The sequence below is a fragment of the Streptomyces sp. AM8-1-1 genome, assembly GCF_032229325.1.
GTDB classification, from domain to species: Bacteria; Actinomycetota; Actinomycetes; order Streptomycetales; family Streptomycetaceae; genus Streptomyces; species Streptomyces achmelvichensis.
The window spans coordinates 1,311,458-1,328,787 of sequence record NZ_CP135086.1 but is presented as its reverse complement, the minus strand read 5'-3'; the positions used below and the strand labels follow the sequence as shown (position 1 = coordinate 1,328,787).

The 17,330-nt window shown below is 69.2% G+C and carries 15 protein-coding genes and 1 tRNA gene; 9 read left to right on the top strand and 7 right to left on the bottom strand.

The genetic code is table 11. From position 1 onward, the window contains the following. Positions 1-19: 19 nt before the first annotated feature. Positions 20-1,030, top strand: coding sequence for a non-homologous end-joining DNA ligase (gene ligD / locus RPQ07_RS05985; protein ID WP_313942975.1), 1,011 nt, complete (start codon positions 20-22; stop codon positions 1,028-1,030). A 111-nt stretch (positions 1,031-1,141) separates the two neighbouring features. Here ligD and RPQ07_RS05980 read toward each other — a convergent pair whose 3' ends face one another. Both RPQ07_RS05980 and RPQ07_RS05975 read right to left on the bottom strand, forming a co-directional pair. After that, positions 1,142-3,295 (bottom strand): OmpL47-type beta-barrel domain-containing protein, encoded by a 2,154-nt coding sequence (locus RPQ07_RS05980; RefSeq protein ID WP_313948799.1) that lies wholly within the window; start codon positions 3,293-3,295, stop codon positions 1,142-1,144. A 56-nt stretch (positions 3,296-3,351) separates the two neighbouring features. Beyond that, positions 3,352-5,832: a ThuA domain-containing protein gene (locus RPQ07_RS05975; protein WP_313942974.1), complete on the bottom strand. Its 2,481-nt coding sequence runs from the start codon at positions 5,830-5,832 to the stop codon at positions 3,352-3,354. A 198-nt stretch (positions 5,833-6,030) separates the two neighbouring features. Here RPQ07_RS05975 and RPQ07_RS05970 point away from each other — a divergent pair, with 198 nt between their 5' ends. Beyond that, the gene (locus RPQ07_RS05970) at positions 6,031-7,056 is read left to right on the top strand and encodes a multicopper oxidase domain-containing protein (RefSeq protein WP_313942973.1); all 1,026 of its coding nucleotides are present in this window, start codon (positions 6,031-6,033) and stop codon (positions 7,054-7,056) included. A gap of 25 nt (positions 7,057-7,081) precedes the next feature. On the opposite strand, the gene RPQ07_RS05965 is transcribed toward RPQ07_RS05970, so the two are convergent. Next, a complete protein-coding gene (locus RPQ07_RS05965; protein ID WP_313942972.1) occupies positions 7,082-7,963 on the bottom strand; it encodes a hypothetical protein in 882 nt (293 codons plus the stop codon). A gap of 247 nt (positions 7,964-8,210) precedes the next feature. Between RPQ07_RS05965 and RPQ07_RS05960 the strand changes: the two genes are divergently transcribed. Continuing rightward, on the top strand, positions 8,211-9,002 hold the full coding sequence (locus RPQ07_RS05960; protein ID WP_313942971.1) for a VOC family protein: 792 nt from the start codon (positions 8,211-8,213) through the stop codon (positions 9,000-9,002). A 136-nt stretch (positions 9,003-9,138) separates the two neighbouring features. Beyond that, on the top strand, positions 9,139-9,384 hold the full coding sequence (locus RPQ07_RS05955) for a WhiB family transcriptional regulator (RefSeq protein WP_313942970.1): 246 nt from the start codon (positions 9,139-9,141) through the stop codon (positions 9,382-9,384). 7 nt (positions 9,385-9,391) lie between these two features. Here RPQ07_RS05955 and RPQ07_RS05950 read toward each other — a convergent pair whose 3' ends face one another. From RPQ07_RS05950 to RPQ07_RS05935, 4 genes are read right to left on the bottom strand one after another with little or no spacing between them, the layout of a single operon-like run. After that, a complete protein-coding gene (locus tag RPQ07_RS05950; protein ID WP_313942969.1) occupies positions 9,392-9,997 on the bottom strand; it encodes a hypothetical protein in 606 nt (201 codons plus the stop codon). Then, positions 9,994-10,677 carry a hypothetical protein gene (locus RPQ07_RS05945; protein ID WP_313942968.1) on the bottom strand — a complete coding sequence of 228 codons (684 nt, stop codon included), beginning with the start codon at positions 10,675-10,677 and terminating at the stop codon, positions 9,994-9,996. Before RPQ07_RS05945 ends, RPQ07_RS05950 begins: the two co-directional genes overlap by 4 nt. 26 nt (positions 10,678-10,703) lie before the next feature. After that, a complete protein-coding gene (locus RPQ07_RS05940; protein WP_413777703.1) occupies positions 10,704-11,948 on the bottom strand; it encodes a putative T7SS-secreted protein in 1,245 nt (414 codons plus the stop codon). Further along, positions 11,932-12,243 (bottom strand): hypothetical protein, encoded by a 312-nt coding sequence (locus RPQ07_RS05935; protein ID WP_313942966.1) that lies wholly within the window; start codon positions 12,241-12,243, stop codon positions 11,932-11,934. The genes RPQ07_RS05940 and RPQ07_RS05935 overlap by 17 nt, the downstream gene beginning before the upstream one ends. A 295-nt stretch (positions 12,244-12,538) precedes the next feature. Here RPQ07_RS05935 and RPQ07_RS05930 point away from each other — a divergent pair, with 295 nt between their 5' ends. The 5 genes from RPQ07_RS05930 (at position 12,539) to RPQ07_RS05910 (ending at position 17,329) form a co-directional block, all read left to right on the top strand. After that, positions 12,539-13,357, top strand: a complete 819-nt coding sequence (locus RPQ07_RS05930) for a hypothetical protein (RefSeq protein WP_313942965.1) — start codon at positions 12,539-12,541, stop codon at positions 13,355-13,357. Beyond that, positions 13,341-14,057, top strand: a complete 717-nt coding sequence (locus tag RPQ07_RS05925; RefSeq protein WP_313942964.1) for a hypothetical protein — start codon at positions 13,341-13,343, stop codon at positions 14,055-14,057. Before RPQ07_RS05930 ends, RPQ07_RS05925 begins: the two co-directional genes overlap by 17 nt. Next, positions 14,054-15,541, top strand: coding sequence for a hypothetical protein (locus RPQ07_RS05920; RefSeq protein ID WP_313942963.1), 1,488 nt, complete (start codon positions 14,054-14,056; stop codon positions 15,539-15,541). Before RPQ07_RS05925 ends, RPQ07_RS05920 begins: the two co-directional genes overlap by 4 nt. 255 nt (positions 15,542-15,796) lie before the next feature. Further along, positions 15,797-17,107 carry a DUF1996 domain-containing protein gene (locus RPQ07_RS05915; RefSeq protein ID WP_313948798.1) on the top strand — a complete coding sequence of 437 codons (1,311 nt, stop codon included), beginning with the start codon at positions 15,797-15,799 and terminating at the stop codon, positions 17,105-17,107. Positions 17,108-17,257: 150 nt separating this feature from the next. Continuing rightward, a tRNA-Glu gene (locus tag RPQ07_RS05910) sits at positions 17,258-17,329 on the top strand. Position 17,330 lies beyond the last annotated feature (1 nt).

Below are 17,330 nucleotides of genomic sequence, written 5' to 3'. Positions count from 1 at the left end.
ACGGCCTACGCTGACGGGCATGGCCGGAGCGGTGGAACTGGAAGTGGGGGAGCGGACCGTACGCGTGTCCAATCCCGACAAGGTCTACTTCCCTGAGCACGGCTACACGAAGCTGGACATGGTCCGCTACTACCTGGCCGTCGGCGACGGCATCACCCGGGCCCTGCGGAACCGTCCCACCACCCTTGAGCGCTACCCCGACGGGGTGACCGGCGAATCGTTCTTCCAGAAGCGCGCGCCCAAATACCTGCCCGACTGGATCCCGACGGCCCATATCACCTTCCCCAGCGGCCGGTCGGCCGACGAGATGTGCCCGACGGAACCCGCGGCCGTCATCTGGGCCGCCAACCTCGGCGCCGTCACCTTCCACCCCTGGCCCGTGCGCCGTGACGACACCGACCACCCCGACGAGCTGCGCATCGACCTCGACCCGCAGCCGGGCACCGACTACGCGGACGCCGTCCGGGCCGCCCATGAGCTGCGGGCCGTGCTCGACGAGGTGGGACTGCGCGGCTGGCCCAAGACGTCCGGCGGCCGCGGTATCCATGTCTTCGTGCCGATCGAACCGCGCTGGACCTTCACCCAGGTCCGCCGGTCCGCCATCGCGGCCGGCCGGCTGCTGGAGCGCCGTATGCCCGACCGGGTGACCATCAAGTGGTGGAAGGAGGAGCGCGGCGCGCGCATCTTCGTCGACTACAACCAGACGGCGCGGGACCGCACCATCGCCTCCGCCTACTCCGTACGGCCCCGGCCGCACGCACCCGTTTCCGCCCCGCTGCGCTGGGAGGAGGTCGACGACGCCAGGCCCGAGGACTTCGACATCATGACGATGCCCGGCCGGTACGCCGAGGTCGGCGACGTCCACGCCGACATGGACGACCACCGGTTCAGTCTGGAGACCCTGCTGGAGGCGGCGAACAAGGACGAGGCCGAGCACGGCCTCGGCGATCTGCCGTATCCGCCGGAGTACCCGAAGATGCCGGGCGAGCCGAAACGGGTGCAGCCCAGCCGGGCGAAGAAGACGGAATGACGCCGCAATGACGAGGGCCCCCTCCCGGTGTGCGGGAGGGGGCCGTTGCCGTCCACAGGAGCGTCGGGGCCAGGACACGCCAAGGGCCTGCCCTGATCCGAATGAAAGACCCTAGAGCTCCTGGATCCGGATGTTGCGGTAGGAGATGACATCCGTCGTGCCGTGGACCTGGAGTCCGATGTAGCCCGACGCGTACCGGCGGCCGTCCGTGCCGGGGTCGTCGCCGCGCGGCGGGACGAAGTCCTGGCCGCCGGTGTTCTCGAACTCGTTGATGAGGACACCGTTGCGGAAGACCGAGTAGTGCTGGCCGACCACGCGGATCTCGTAGTCGTTCCAGGTGCCCTTCGGAGTCACACCCGCACCGGCCAGGCCGACACGGTCGAATCCGTAGATCGAACCCGACTTGTACATGTCGCCGTCGGGCCGGTCCAGGACCTGGATCTCATGTCCGTACTTGATCGCGACCCACTCCGGGCGCGACTCCTCCGGGTTGTCGTGGACGTTCGGGAAGCGGACGAAGACACCGCCGTTGGCGTTGCCGGTGCCCGGTGCGTCGTCCCGCCACTGGAGCTTGAGCGAGAAGTCGCCGTACTGACGCTGCGGGAACCACAGCATGCCCATGCCCGGCACGGTGGTGCTGCTGGTCATGGCGCCGTCACCGCTGAGCGAGAACGAACCGCCGCCCACGTGCTGCCACTTGCCGAACGTGCTCTGGGTGCCGTCGAACAGATCCTTGTAGCCGGTGTTCTGGCCCGGCTTGCCGATGCCGGACTGCTTGGCCGCCTTGTAGATCTTCTTGTGCTCGCGCTGGTCGATCACATTGTCGGCGAGCAGCTTGTCGACGACCTGGTCCACGTGCTTGAGGAACAGCGCGTGCGAGGACCAGTCCTTCTCGTCCTCGATCAGTTCGTTGATCGTGCACCGGCTGCGGGTCATCCGGTTGGGGATGCCCGTGTCGACCGTGCCGACGATGACGGTCAACCGCTCGTCCCACTCGGGGCAGTTGGGCGCCGGGACGCCGCCGCCCTCCGCGACCGTGAACGACACCTTCTGCGCGGCCGAGGTGTTGCCGGCCTTGTCGGTCGCCCGGTGCAGAACGGTGTGGAAGCCCACCCGGTCGACGAGCACCGGAGCGGTGTAGGCGAGGTACGGGCCTCCGTCGAGGGAGTACTCGACCTTGTCGACACCCGAGGCGCCCTCACCGGTGTCCGTCGCGGTGACGGTCACCTTGGCGCTGGTGACATACGCGCCGTCGGAGTTCTTCTCACCCGTCACCCCCGCCGAGGTCTGCGGCGGGGTCTTGTCCACGACGGGCGGCGCGACCACCGTGAACTGCACGGACTTCTCCGCGGCCGCGTTGCCGGCCTTGTCGGTCGCCTTGAAGCGGACCGTGTGGGTGCCGACGGCGTGCACCATCACGGGAGCCGTGTAGGGCTGCCAGGCGCCGGAGGCGCCGATGGCGTACTCGATGGTGTTGACGCCCGAGCCGGTGTCGGACGCGGTCACGGTGACCGTCGCCATGTCCAGGTACTGGCCCTGTTCGTTCTTCTCACCGGTCACCGTCGCCGAGGTCTCCGGCGGGGTCTTGTCGTCCGTCGGCGGGGCGACGACCGAGAAGTCGGCCGCCTTCTCCGCGGCGACGTTGCCGGCCCTGTCCGTGGCCCGGTACCGGATCTTGTGCGTACCGACCTCGTTCACGACGACCGGGTTGGTGTATGCCTGCCAGGGACCGTCGGCCCCGACCGCGTACTCGATCTTGTCAACCCCGGAGCCCGCGTCGGTCGCCGCCACCGTCACGGTGGCCTGACCGACGTACGCGCCCGCGGAGTTCTTGTCGCCGTCGACCTTCACGGTCGTCTCGGGCGCCGTGGTGTCCTCGCCGGTGCCCTCGGTGACCGTCAGGATCCCCTGCATCGAGCCGTGGCCCGGAATGGTGCAGTGGAAGAGATACCGGCCGGGGGTCAGCGTGACCTCGGCGGTGTGCTTGCCACCCTGGTCGTCATTGGGGTTGGCCAGGATGTTCAGCGGTACGTCGTTGTTGTACTCGGGGTCCGAGACGTCGAAGGTCAGCGTGTGCGGCATCCCGGTGGTGTTCCCGGTGGCCTTGCTGTTCTCGAACACGATCGTCGTCGCCCCCGCCACCGCCGTGGTGGGGAAGGAGAGATAGCGGTCGATCGGGTCACCCGCGGTCCAGGTGAGAACCTGGGCCGCCTCCCGGTCGTCGGTCTGCCCGTAGGCGGCCGCGGACATCAGTCCGACGACCATGGCCACGGACGCCAGCAGGGCCGTCCACAGGCTCGCTGTCCGGTGTCTGACGAATCTCACTGTGCCGCCTTCCGTGCCAGCTTGTCGGCGGACGGCGTCGCCTCGCCGCCCTTGTATGTCACGCGCCACAGCGCCGACTGGGCGTCGGAGGTGAAGAACCCGCGTCCGTAGTCGAGGACATAGAGCGAACCGTCGGGCGCGAACTTCCAGTCCATGAGGTTGCGGATGCCGCCGTTGCCGACCGGGATGATCTTCTTCAGGGATTCGGCGTGAACCGGGATGCCGCCCTTGCCGACCGTCTTCGGGTCGGTGAGGACCGCGTGCCGCGGCTGGTCGCCGTCGTAGAAGTCACCGACGAACCACTTGCCGTCCCAGTACGCCGGCCACTTCTCGGTACCGGTGCTCGCCGCGTCGTAGCGGTAGACCGGGCCGTTCATGGTCGCCTGGCCGCCGCCCTTGAGCCACGGCATGAGCAGCTTCTGCTCCTCCGTCTTGTAGCTCGGGATGCCGTTGGCGTTACGCGGGTAGTCCACGCCACCGCCCTGCGGCGAGTACCAGATGGTGTTGGAGGTGACGGGAGGCAGATTCACCAGGCCGTCGTTGTTCGGCGACTCGTTCTTCGGCGCGTCGCAGTTGTACCAGCCGAGCGGCTGGTTCGGGTCGGGCAGGTTGCGGTCGCGGTAGGGCTGCTTGTTGCCCATGCAGTACGGCCACCCGTGGTTGCCCGCCTTGGTGATGGCGGAGAAGGTGTCGTACTTGGCGGGGCCCCAGGTCGTCGACGGCGCGCCGGCGTCCGGGCCGACCCAGCCCGCGTACAGGGTGTCGGTCGTCTTGTCGACGAAGATGCGCGCCGGGTTGCGGACGCCCATCACATAGATCTCGCCGCGGGTCTTGCCGCCGCCCTCGTCCGGCTCCTGGCCGGTGAAGAGGTTGCCCGCGGGGAGCGTGTAGGTGCCGTCGTCCTCCGGGTGGATCCGCAGGATCTTCCCGTTGAGGTTGTTCGTGTTGCCCGCCGTGCGGCGCGCGTCGGCGAACGAGACACCCTTGAAGTTGGGCTGCGGGTTGTTGCCCGAGTAACCGCCGCTGAAGCCGGACGAGTTGTTGTCACCCGTCGCGATGTAGAGGTTCTGCTTCGAATCCCAGGCCAGTCCGCCACCCGCGTGGCAGCAGCTGTGGATCTGCACCGGCCACTTGAGCAGGACCTTCTCACTGGCCATGTCCAGCTTGTTGGTCGCGGGGTCCAGGGTGAAGCGGGAGACCCGGCGCTCGGCCATGTGCGTCTCGCGGTTGATCTGCGAGTGCGGGGTGTAGTGCAGATAGACCCAGCCGTTGGTCCGGAAGTCGGGGTCGAGCTCGATGCCGAGCAGCCCCTCCTCGACCTTGATCAGCTCGTCGCCTCCGCCCTTGTTGCCGAAGACGGTCAGCGAACCGGCCAGGGTGACCTTCTTGGTCGCGGGGTCGTAGACGTGGATCTCGCCCTGGCCCTTGCCCATGTCGGGGTTGTTCCAGTCGGTGATGACGGGCTTGCTGGAGTCCGCACCGCCGCGCCCGATGTAGAACACGCGCCCGTCGGGAGCCGTCACCAGTCCGTGCGGCTCACCGATCTGGTCGTTCTGCCCGGGCTGGTTGGGCTGAGTGACCCGCTGCGCCGTGTAGTTGGAGGTGATCGTCGCCTTGCAGTCGGCACGCGAGATACGGCTCGTCCAGGCGAGAGCGCCGCGCAGATGGTCGCGGAAGTCGACCTCGGCGAAGCTCTCGGCCGTACCGCCCATGCCGGTGTAGAAGGAACGCCCGCCGTCGTAGTCACGGCACCACGAGATGGGGTGGTCCCAGCCGTTGGCGCCCGCCGCCGGAGTGAACGAACTCTCCTTGAGGCGCGCCACGGTGTGGACACTGCCGGAGGGATTCGTCGACCAGTTGAACCACTTGTCCGGTCGCTTCCACTGCAACGGCAGCGACGTGGTGGCCGGATGGCGACGGTCGCCGACCTCGACGACGGCCCGCTGGACCGAGCTCGCCGCACCCGCGGGACGGGCACCGATCAGTCCGGTGAACCAGTCGGAGTACGGCTCGGTCCGCGCCGCGTCATGGATACCGAGGAAGCCTCCCCCCGCCTCCAGATAGGACTCGAGCCCTGCCTCCTGCTCCGGATCGAGCACATCACCGCCTCCCGTCAGGAAGACGACGGCGTTGAACCGTCCGAGCTTGGTGGCATTGGTGAACACGGAAGCATCGTCCGTGGCCTCGGTCTTGAACCGGCCGGCCGCGGGTCCGGTGAGGCCGATGTTCTCGATGGCCGCGATACCGGCGTTGACGACCGGCGACTCCTCGGTCGCCGAGCCGTGGAAGACCAGGACCCGCACATTCTGGCCGCCGGGAGGCGACGGCAGGGACAACGTTGTCGACGGCGGTTCCGGGTACGGTTTGGCCGCCGCGACATTCCCTCCGCCCAGTAGCGACACGGTCAGTGCGCCGGCCCCAAGTACCGCGGCCAGAGCGCTTCTTCGGGACCTCGACCTGTGTGGTGTGCGCTGCATGTGGTCACCCACCCCTCTTTGGTCACAACAACAGCCTCGGAAACTAGACCTCTTTTCGTGGTTCGCCAATAGATACGACCGGAGTGGCACGAACTTTGTCCTGAGTGTGGATAAACGAAGATCACCCGGCTACCGTGTGGCCGTCCCCGGGGTCACACGCGCCCCGTCAACCTCCGCGACAGACATGGGGAGTTCGGCATGGACAGACGGAGCTTCAACAGGCGGCTCCTGGCGGGAGGCGCCGTCGCGGCCACCGGGGCGACATCGTTGTCTCTCGCCTCCGCACCGACCGCCACCAGCGCGCCGACGGCCGCGGGCGCGGCGAGAACCGCACCCGCCGGCGGCGTCGTGCGCCATATGAAGCTGTACGCCGAGAAGTTGCCGGACGGTCAGATGGGCTACGGGCTGGAGAAGGGCAAGGCGTCCATCCCCGGCCCGCTGATCGAACTCAACGAGGGCGACACGCTGCACATCGAGTTCGAGAACACCATGGACGTACCGGTCAGCCTGCACGCCCACGGTGTGGACTACGACATCTCCAACGACGGCACCAAGCTCAGCAAGAGCCATGTCGAACCGGGCGCCACACGCACCTACACCTGGCGCACGCACCTCCCGGGCAAGCGGGCGGACGGCACCTGGCGCCCCGGCAGCGCCGGTTACTGGCACTACCACGACCATGTGGTGGGCACGGACCACGGCACGGGAGGCATCCGCAAGGGGCTCTACGGCCCCGTCGTCGTGCGCCGGAAGGGCGACATCCTCCCGGACAAGCAGTTCACGATCGTCTTCAACGACATGCTGATCAACAACAAGCCGGCCAACGCGAGCCCCAACTTCCAGGCCACCGTGGGCGACCGGGTCGAGATCATCATGATCACGCACGGCGAGTTCTACCACACGTTCCATATGCACGGTCATCGCTGGGCGGACAACAGGACGGGCCTGCTGGAGGGTCCGGCGGACGTCAGCCGGGTGATCGACAACAAGATCACCGGACCGGCGGACTCCTTCGGCTTCCAGATCATCGCGGGCGAGAACGTCGGCGCCGGCGCCTGGATGTACCACTGCCATGTACAGAGCCATTCGGACATGGGCATGGCCGGGCTGTTCCTGGTGGCGAAGGCGGACGGCACGATCCCGGGGTACGAGCCGCACCACCCGACGGGCGCGAAGGGCGCGGCGAAGAAGGCCGCGGCGGAGGCGGGTGGCCACAGCCACTAGGGTCTTCCGTTCGGATCGGGCGGGCTCAGTGGCCGAGGTCCAGGACGCACCACTCGCTGTACGGCTCCGACTGCACGTACAGCCGCGGACCCCGGTTCACGAGCCGCCGCCGGCCGAGCTCACCGCCGTCGGGCAGGACGAGCGTTCCGTACGCCACCGGCTCGGCGGCGGTCTCGGTGAGCAAGCACATCACCAGGCGGGAGTGGTCGTACCCGTGGCCGCCGAGCAGGGCGAGACGGTCACCGTGGACGGCGAGACCGTGGGTGCCCTTCACCGGACCCGTGCGTACGGTGACCGGCTGCCCGTCCCGGATCTCCAGCAGACCGGTACGGGTGCCGGCCCAGGCCGTGTGCGCTCCCACGTTCAGGCTGAGGTAGTCCGCCGTGCCCACCGGCCCGGGCTGCGCCACGACCTCGCCGAGCACTCCTCCCGTGAGCGACAGTCGCCGCACGGCGGGACCCTGCGTGATCCACAGCGCGCCCGACGCATCGGTGAGCACATGGTCGACATCGCCACCGGGGTCGAGGGTCCAGGACGCCCTGCCCAGCGCGTCGAAGATCTGGATCCGGGCGGTGTCGGCGACGACGAATCCGCCGTCCGGCAGTGCGTCCAGCCGGGGGTTGCGGGCGGTCACGGCGCTCAGCTCGGTGGCGTGGGCGCTGCCGCCGTCCACGGTGACGACGAGCGCGTCGTACGGAACGCCGTCCGGAACGGCGTACGGAACGCCGTCCGACAGGCCGTCCGAGGCGCCGTCCGCAGGGTTGTCCGGGGCGCTGTCCGGTGCCTCGGGACGCCCGGCGAGCAGCCAGTGCGCCCGCCCGCCGGCGTCGACCGTGCTGTGCAGCACGTGCAGCCGCGCATGGGAACGCGGGAGACGGGCGTAAGGGGTGAGAGCGGTGGCTGCCACGGTGGTGCTCCTCGGCAAGGGCTGAACGGACGGTCCGCGGGTCTCGGGGAGGTCCGGCGGCGTACGGGCCGAGGGCGGCAGCGCGGGGCGGCTACCGGGCACGGGCCTTTCTGCTCGTCATGGCCGGAATCCTGCACGAGGCCGTGACCTCGGCACAAGGGAGTTCACCCGCGCTTCGGGTGCGAAGGCCCGGGATCGGTAGCAGACTCGGGCGAGAGCACCACGGGACCCCGCGAAGGAGCGCACCATGCTCACCACCCGTTTCGTCACAGGCTCCCCGAACTGGCTCGACCTCGGCACCCCGGACATCGAGGCGGCGACCGCGTTCTACGGCGGCCTGTTCGGATGGACCTTCCGGTCGGCGGGTCCCGAGGCCGGCGGTTACGGAATGTTCCAGCTGGACGGCAAGACCGCGGCCGGCGGCATGCAGGTCCCCCTGGAGCAGAGCCCGCCCGGCTGGACGGTCTATTTCCAGACGCCCGACGCGGACGCCACAGCGCGGGCGGTGCAGCAGAACGGCGGCTCGGTGATGTTCGAACCGATGGACGTCTTCGACCTCGGCCGCATGGTGGTCTTCACCGACCCGTCGGGCGTCGGGTTCGCCGCCTGGCAGCCCGGCCGGAACAAGGGCCTGGACGTGGTGAACGACCCCGGCTCCCTGTGCTGGCTCGAACTCAACACCACCGCCCCGGACGCGGCCCTCGGCTTCTACGACAAGGTCTTCGGCTGGGAGACCACGTCGATGCCGTTCCCCGACGGCAGCGGCATGTACACCATGATCAACCCGGCGGGCGAGGGCGCGGAAGCGATGTTCGGCGGCCTGGTCCCGGTCCCGGCGGACGCCCCGGAGACGGAGGGCCCGTACTGGCTCCCGTACTTCGAGGTCGAGGACTGCGACGCGGCGGTGGCGAAGGCGGAACGACTGGGCGGCCGGGTCACGATGCCGGTGGTCGAAGCGGAGGGAGTGGGCCGCTTCGCGAGCCTGACGGACCCGGCGGGCGCGAGGTTCGCGCTGATGCAGGCGGCGGCGCAGGAGTAGTCGCGGCGGGATGGTCGCGGCGGCATGGCCGCGGGTGGGCGGTCGTGGGTGGGCCGGGGTCGGGCTCGCGGTTGCCTCCGGGGCGTGTTGATGGGTCGTTGATCCGGTGTTTATCGGCACGGGAGAGCGTGTGCGCATGCCGATCAACACCATCACCGATGACGAACTCTCCTGGCAGGAGACAGCACTCTGCGCGCAGACGGGCCCGGACTTCTTCTTCCCGGCCCCGGGCTCGTCGACGCGAGAGGCGAAACAGCTGTGCAGGGCGTGCGAGGGGCGGGTGGCGTGCCTGGAGTACGCGCTGGCGCATGACGAGAAGTTCGGGGTGTGGGGTGGGCTGTCGGAGAAGGAGCGGTACCGGTTGAAGCGGAGCCGGGGCTGACGGAGCTTCACGTCCTGTGAACCTTGCCGCCCGTGATGAGCCCGGCCCGCTCGGCGAGCGCGTCGTCCTCAGGACTGCCGTCGGGGATGGGGCCGACGGGGGCCTCGGGCACGACGCGCACGGGGAAGTGCCCGCCGACGGGGGAGACGACACCGCCGAAGCGGGGGTCGCCGGCGAACCAGATGGTGTCGGGCTGGGGGTTCTGTTTCTGTGCGAGGTTCACGGAGAACGGGGTGAAGCGCAGTACCGGTGCGTGGTCATCGCTGAACCTGATCATGATCACCTTGGGGCTCTCGCCCGTGCGGCGGGGGAATTCGCAGGGGTAGGCGCGCCACGGGTACGTCTCGAGAATGGCAGCTACGCGTCTGGTTCGATGCAGCGCGAGAGCAGTTGCCCACAGCAGCAAGGGGTAGAGGCACAGGCTGACCAGCGTCAGTCCGACAAGTTTGCGCAGCGATTGACCGACGCCCGCATACACGGACATGGCCGTGAGGCAGACAACGAGGATCAGCCACGCCCAGCGCTTGGCGACGAGATTGCGGTGGCCCACCACGGTGGGCTGATGATCCAGGGCTGATTGGCACGCAGGCAGAGAGGGCGGCCGTGCGGTCATGAGAAGAGCTCCAGAATGCGAGACGTGCGGGGTGCGGGTGCCTCCACGTGATGGGGTGGCGTGAACGTCATCGTGTGACCGATTGCCTCAAGGATGTCCGTGTAGGAATCCGCATGACGGGTCGCTGCGCTCGTCAGATCTGCCACGGCAACGTGCTGGCTGCTCGGGCACGAAACTGTGAGACGCGCTTGGAAGACGTCAATCGGTTCGGCCGTGATGCCCATCTGCTTCAGCGTTGCCGGCGGTGGTGCGGCCAATGTTCCCGCCACAAGCGCTGCCGGGCCGACGGACAGTTCCAAGAGTTTGCGTGTGTGGGCTCTCCACAGGGGAGACTCCACGATGGACAGAGCGCTCTCGGCGACAGCCAGAATTCGCGTCGGCGCTGCGACGGTGATGATGGTCAGCGTGAAGATGGAAAGACTGGTGCCATCCCTGTCGTCGGGATGTACCCCGATCGACGCCAGCATGCTACGGCCTTCGCGTACGGTAGCGAGCAGTTCGACCAGTACGTGGGCGTCGGCGAGGGTCCTTTCGACGACGTCTGTTCCGTCAAGGATCGGGGCCAGCACAGCTGTCGTTGCGTGTTCCAGTTCGTCCAACGTGACATCGCTCAGGGAGTGAAAGCCAGGTGGCAGCCGGAACCACATGGGTGGTGGGTCAGGCGAGCGGTCGTTCGACATCAAGTGAAGTACCTTGCTTCTTGTCGTCAGCGAACAAGTGAAGTCCAGGCCTGGGCCAGCTTGGCTCCAGAGCTGGGACCGTCATCGACAACGGCTCGAAAACCGTCAGCACCAGTGGCACTGTTCGCGAAGGTCTCGTTGTCATCCAGTGGCGTGTAGTGGCTGACTGCTGTGGCCGCCCCCGCAGCTGGTAGACCGTATTTCACCGATTCCTTCACCGCGACAGGCGTGCTCTGCAACGCCCAACCGGTGAGCGGGTTTTCGACCCTGCGCATGTCGTCCATGGCGGTTTTCGCCCCACCGGCGAACCCGTCCGAGCCGGCGCGCATGGCAGCCATAGCGCCCGCGTCCGCGACAGCTCCGCCAGCGTGAACAGCGGCGGATGCCGATTTCGCACCGTGCGCGATGGCTGCTACACCAGGCACCGACCCCAATGCGTCGCCGGTCAAGGTCACTGTGCTGTCCCAGAAATCAGCGTCGAACTTCCCCTTCGTAAATCCGTCTTTCAGCGACTTGTGAATCCTGGAGTCGGTGGCGTGAAGTGCGAGCGCGCCGATGCTTGCGCCGGTCGCAACGAAGAGAAGCGCCAGGCCGAGCGGTGCACAGACTGGGCCGAGGACCAGGGCCAGGAAGCCCGCTCCAGCGGAAATGTCGGACAGGAGGTCACCCAGGTCCTCGTCCACCCACTTCAGGAACCTGTCCAGCGCCCCCGGCTCCTTCGGCGCCAACCGCTCCGTCGCCTCGTTCAACCCCTTCGCAATCCGCCCCGCCTCCGCCCCATGCGCATCCTCCAATTCCCGCGCCAGCTTCCGGACCGACGCGAGCGCCTCCCGCGCCTTCGTCACCGACTCCGCCGCCGCCCGCAGCTCCGGTTCCGGCGTCGACGCGGCCGCTCGCAGCAGGTCGTGGTGCGCCTCCGCCTTCGTGATCGCCGCCGTGTCCAGCTTCGCCTGGGTGTCGTAGCGGCGGGCCGTCGCCTGGTAGCTCACCAGGTCGTCGTGCCAGCGGCCCAGTTGCTTCGCCGCCTTGGAGACCGACCTGTGCGCGTTCTTCAGATACCTCGGCAGTTCACCGTCGATCGCGGCGCGGAACGCGTCCGCCGCCTCGCCGCGCCAGAACGAGCTCTGGCCGAGCAGCTCGCTGACCAGACGGTGCGCCGTGCCCAGGGCCTCCGCCGAGGAGGTGAGCTTCGTCTGGAGCGTGGACACCGCCGACGGGTTTCCCGGAACCGGGTTCCAGCCCAGGTGCGGGTAGTCAGGCGCGGGGGTCACCGACGTGCACCGCCTTGAAGGCCGCCACGATCGCGCGGTTCACCTGGACGTAGCCCTGGTGGCTGAGCCGCACACCGTCGTTGACCGACCTGATCCGCCCGTTCAGTTGCTCCGCGCCGTACTTCCAGCGCCGCTGGAACCCGTCGCACGCCTCGTCGAGTTCCTTGGTGCCCAACTGGTCCGCCCGTACATGCTCCAGTGCCCCTCTCGCCTCGGCGAGCGACGTCAGCGAGCGGTCGAGGGCACGTGAGAACCGGCCCAACTGGTCGGTGTCCACCTGAAGATCCACATCCATGGCCGACCACCTTGGCAGATCATCGCCCGAATCGGATAAACCGTGTCACTCCGACAGGTGGTGCGGCCCGGAGCACTGAGGGCGCGCAGGCGGCGTGCGTGAATCAATCGTGCGCGCTAGTGCGCCCCCTTGGAACTCCACGACCGGAACACCCCTTCGTCAACACGCCCCTACGTTGGTACTCCGCCCGGTGGGGCCTGGGGCCGCGAGGAGTCGCCCCGGGGAGCCGGGCGCTGTGTGCGCCGACGGTATGGGGATACCGGCTCGGCGCCGTACCAACCATTGGGGGGAATCCATGGTGACGATCCGACGCAGAACGCACCGGTCGGCGGCCTTGCTCGCCGCGCTGTGCCTGTGCTCCCTGGCGACGTTGACGGCATGCGGTGACGGCGGTGACGGCGGCGACGCATCGGACACGGAAACAACGGCCAGTACGTCCGAGACGGCGCCGGCCACCGCTACGCCGGACGAGGACACTTCCACGCCGACGGAGAGCGAGAGCGACAGCACAGAACCGGACGAGGAGACCACGGAGGCGGAGGACGACACCATCGACACCACCGACACCGGTGACGAGGGGACGGAGTCCGACGAATCGAGCAATTCGTCCGACGTACCGCACGGCACCTGGACCGGCAACGCGAGGATCAGCGTCGACTTCGAGGACCCCGGGTGCGCCGCCTCGTCGCAGACGTACAGCTTGCCCGCGACGCTGATCATCGACGATCCGGCGGGCTCGGAGAGCAACGACTTCCACCTCTCCTGGGCCAGTGACAGCCAGCGTGCGGCGGGCGCCTTCGGGGTGACCTCCGCGCTCAGCGGGACCGACACCACGGACGGCGAGTCGGTGGAGACCGGCTACTGGTCGCTCACCGACGACGGGGGCGGGGACATCTCCGGGAGCCTGACGGACACGGGCGGTTCGCAGGGTCTCGCGCTCAATCTGGTCTTCGTGCCCAAGCCCCTGTTCCCGTGCAGCGGGTACACCCCGTTCGCATACTCGATGGCCGAAGGCACCACGCTGGAAGGCACCCTGACCGAGGACTCCGCCTCGCTGACGCTGAGCGGCACGACGAGTGACGGGACGAGGAGCTTCCGTGTCGAGTGGTCCTGACCCCCGGCTGCCGTCCGCCGAGGAGTCCGCCGCGGCCGTCCTGGACGCGTGGTCCCTCCGTATCGCGTCGGCGGCGGCCCCGCACGAGGCCGACTTCGCCCCGCACACCGCCCGCGTCTATGCCGCGGGCGGCCGCGGCCGGCGGGTGCTGCTCCGTTCCGCGCCCTCCACGCCCGGCGGCTCCGGCGGTGAACTCGTCGCCGCACTACCGCTGTTGTGGGACGCGCTCGCCACGTCGTACCGGCTGCTGGAGTCCGCCCTCGGGTCACCGGCCGTCGGCAACGCGGTGTCGGGGGCCGCGCTGCTCCTCGCCATGAAGAGACGCGAGGCGCCGCCCGAGGATCCGGCGGCGCCGACACAGCCCGCACCGACGGACCCGGCCCCGTCGTCCGGCCCGCAGCCGACCCCCGAAGCCGGCCCGGACGCTCCCGCTGCTCCCGAACTCGCGCGCCTCGTCGATGCCGTGGTCCGCGTTTCCGCGCTTCTCCAAGGGCGCGGCGTGAGCCGTCAGGAGGCCGACCGGGCTGCCGCGGAAGCGGTGGCCGCGCTGTACGAGGGCCACGACGACGGCGCCCTCGCCTTCCTCGGCCTACTGAGCGGAGGCGACCCGCCCGCCGGCCCCGGCGGACGCCGTGGACCGGCCGTCTCCTTTCCGCGCAGGCTGGCCGGCTGGTGGCGAGGCCGTACGGAGGAGGCATGAAGCGCGCCCGCGCCGACACCCCGGCCGGCGATTTCGCGGACGGACTCACCGACGGACCGATCGACGCCGGCGACGGATCGGCCGACGCCGGGGACGGACCGACCGAGGCCACCGACGGACCGATCGACGCCGCCGTCGGACTCGCGTCGCCTCCACCGCCGTGGCTGTGGCTCGCTCTCGTCATGTACCTCTACGAGCTGCCCTCGACCGCAAAATGGTGGCACGAGCAGGTCACCTGGCTCTGGACCTCCGAGGTGTTCGGCCCCGAGGTCGTCGGGGGTGCCGCCTTCGCGGCTCTGCGTGTCACCACGATCAGCCAGGCCATGCCGACGCTCATCGTGCTGGCCGGCCTCGCAACCGTCCTGCTGCCGCACATCCGCGGCCGCTGGACGGAATGGCGTCACGCGCTCGTCGACGCCCGCGGAGACGCCCGCGGAGTCGAGGCGCCAGGTGCGGAGGAGACGCGCCGCGAGATCCAGGAACACCTCGACCGGTACGCGCCGGGGGCCGTCCTCATGGTGTCGCGCAGCGGCGGCGGCCCGCCCATCCGGGTGTACGCGCGGGGCTGGCGGACACGGCGGGTCGCCGCATCCCTCGGGTACCTCGGCATGTGGCACAGCCATCCCCGGCGGGCCCGCGCGTTGCTCGCGCACGAGGCGGCTCACCTCACCCGCGGCGAACACCTCATCACCGGGCTCGGCAGCCCGTTCACCACGATGGTCACGGCTTGGCCCGTGGTGTTCCTCGCGCTCGGGGTGGGCCCGCTGACCTGGCTCGCCATCGCACACCACCCCTCCGGCTCGCTGATGAGCGCCCAGGTGCTCACCGTGATGGTCAAGCTGCCGCAGATGCTGATCGTGCCCGTGGCCGCCCTCTGGTGCATCGAACTGGCCGCGGACCGGTACGCCGTGGACGCCGCGGGGCGCCGCACCGTCGCGGCGGCGCTCCTGGCAGCCCACGAGCGCGAGTCCCGGCTCCGGCGGGCGGGCTCCGTACTGCACCACCCGCCACGGTGGTTGAGGCGCTGGTTCCTCGCGCGGGCGCACCGGCCCTCCGCGCCGCTGCTCCTGCTGATGGCCGGTCCGCTGGCCCTGCTCGTACAGGCCGTGGTGGTCACCGCCTTCGCCGTGCCCAGTCTGATCCTCGCGGGCGATCCGGCCAGGAACGCCGTGGCGAGCAGCCTGGATCTCGCCCACCGCAACCTGCTGCCCGTACCGCTGTGGACCGCGATTCTGGTGATCCTGCTGGTGTGGCCGGCCGTGGAAGGGGTCTGGCCGCGGTTGTGGGGTGCACCCCGGCCCTCCGGGCCCGGGCCGTCCGGTGTCCGCCGTCCACGCCTGCATCTCGTGGCCGCGCTGCTGCCGGCCACCGTCCTTGCGGCGGCTCTGCTGCCGCACAGCGGTGCGCTCGAACGCGACCCAGTGCTGCGGCCTGCGCCGGCCTCCGCGGCCCAGAACGACCACTCTCAAACCTCTGCCCCGTGACGATTCTGAAAAAATGTTCGGGATCTCTTGAGTCGAATCGCCGCCGTCTCCGTATCTGACGGCGTTGCGCTCCGATGTCCGCTCGGCGGGTGAGGGCACGGACCGACTTGGCCGAGTGGCAGCCGGTCCCCGGCGTATGAGCAACCAGAAAGGGACGGACTTGTGAGGAACAGACAGAGACACAAGCGGTCCAGATGGATCGGCGTCACGATCGCCGGTGTGGCAGCACTGGCCGTGGGCGGCGGGGCTGTGCTGATGACGAACAACAGCGCGTCGGCGTCGCGGGAATCCGCGAGCCAGCAGGCGGCCGCGCAGGCGACGATGACGCTCAACTGCCCCGATGTCTCTGCCCGTCTGACGGACGTGCCGCAGGAGGCGCGGCCCGCCGTGGACACCGAACTCGCCAAGCTGGACACCCAGGTCGCGGACGCCTACGGGCAACTCGCCACCGGCGCGAAGACGGACAAGGAGTGGGTACGCACCAGCGTGCTGGACCCGCTGTCCTCCGAGCGGCGTCAGTCGCTCGACCGCATCGGCGCCGAGATCGGCAAGGTCGCCCAGCGGCCCGCCGGACTGGACTCGCTGGCGGCCTGCACGGTACGCAAGGAAGAGGCGGCCCCCGCCGTCGCGGCCGCGAACGGCTCGGCGGCCCCGAGCGCACCCGCGGCAGGCGGCCAGGCGCAGAACGCCCCCAGCCGTGCGGACTTCGTGGACATCCGCAAGGTGCGGCCCAACGTCGTCACGCCGCGTCAGAAGGCCAACGCCTCCAAGGGCACCTTCTCGTCGCGCTGCGGGCGCAACGAGAACAAGCACTTCAACCCCGACAACGTCATCGTGGCACCGGGTGTGAGCAACGGCGCCCACCACATGCACGACTACGTCGGCAACCTCGAGACCGACGCGTTCTCCACCAACGACGACCTCGCCGGGGCCGGGACGACCTGCACCAACGGCGACCGCTCCACCCACTACTGGCCGGTCCTGCGTCTGCGCAACGGCAAGAACGAGGCCGACGCGAACCTCCCGGGCGGAGGCCAGGACGGCAACGTCGGCCGCATCCTCCAGCCCGCCTCCGTGCAGCTGACCTTCCGCGGCAGCCCGGTCGGCAAGGTCGCCGAGATGCCCACCTTCCTGCGCATCATCACGGGTGACGCCAAGGCCTTCGTCAACGGCACGGCCAACGCCAACGCCTCCTGGAGCTGCACCGGCTTCGAGAACCGGCAGCTGAAGGACAAGTACCCGCTGTGCCCGAGGGGCAGCAACGTCGTGCGGACGTTCAACTTCCAGAGCTGCTGGGACGGCGCGAACATCGACAGCGCCAACCACCGCACCCATGTGGCCTTCGCCCAGGCCAACGGAGCGTGCCCGCAGGGCTTCCGCGCGATCCCGCAGCTCGTGCAGAGGATCACCTACAAGGTGACACCCGGATCGGTCTTCGCGGTCGACAGCTTCCCCGAGCAGTTGCACAAGCCGGTCACGGACCACGGCGACTTCATCAATGTGATGTCCAAGTCGCTGATGAAGAAGGCGGTGAGCTGCATCAACGGCGGCCGCAAGTGCGGCTGAGCAGCTGACGCGTGGTGCCGCGGTGACCCGGGGAGGGTTCGCTGCGGCACCACTGTTTCGTACGGCCGGTGGGCGCGGCCCCGCCGGCTCACCCCGGCCACCCGCCCCGGTGAGCCATGGCCGGGGGGCCCGATAGGATCCCCGCAATGTCCGGCCGTAGCGCAGAGGCAGGCGCACCGCCTTCTCAGGGCGGACACGCCGGTTCGAATCCGGCCGGCCGGAC

Coding starts and splice junctions, on each gene's coding strand:
- ligD (WP_313942975.1), top strand. CDS start 20: ATGGCCGGAGCGGTGGAACTGGAAGTGGGGGAGCGGACCGTACGCGTG.
- RPQ07_RS05980 (WP_313948799.1), bottom strand. CDS start 3,295: ATGGTCGTCGGACTGATGTCCGCGGCCGCCTACGGGCAGACCGACGAC.
- RPQ07_RS05975 (WP_313942974.1), bottom strand. CDS start 5,832: ATGCAGCGCACACCACACAGGTCGAGGTCCCGAAGAAGCGCTCTGGCC.
- RPQ07_RS05970 (WP_313942973.1), top strand. CDS start 6,031: ATGGACAGACGGAGCTTCAACAGGCGGCTCCTGGCGGGAGGCGCCGTC.
- RPQ07_RS05960 (WP_313942971.1), top strand. CDS start 8,211: ATGCTCACCACCCGTTTCGTCACAGGCTCCCCGAACTGGCTCGACCTC.
- RPQ07_RS05955 (WP_313942970.1), top strand. CDS start 9,139: ATGCCGATCAACACCATCACCGATGACGAACTCTCCTGGCAGGAGACA.
- RPQ07_RS05950 (WP_313942969.1), bottom strand. CDS start 9,997: ATGACCGCACGGCCGCCCTCTCTGCCTGCGTGCCAATCAGCCCTGGAT.
- RPQ07_RS05945 (WP_313942968.1), bottom strand. CDS start 10,677: ATGTCGAACGACCGCTCGCCTGACCCACCACCCATGTGGTTCCGGCTG.
- RPQ07_RS05935 (WP_313942966.1), bottom strand. CDS start 12,243: ATGGATGTGGATCTTCAGGTGGACACCGACCAGTTGGGCCGGTTCTCA.
- RPQ07_RS05930 (WP_313942965.1), top strand. CDS start 12,539: ATGGTGACGATCCGACGCAGAACGCACCGGTCGGCGGCCTTGCTCGCC.
- RPQ07_RS05920 (WP_313942963.1), top strand. CDS start 14,054: ATGAAGCGCGCCCGCGCCGACACCCCGGCCGGCGATTTCGCGGACGGA.
- RPQ07_RS05915 (WP_313948798.1), top strand. CDS start 15,797: ATGACGAACAACAGCGCGTCGGCGTCGCGGGAATCCGCGAGCCAGCAG.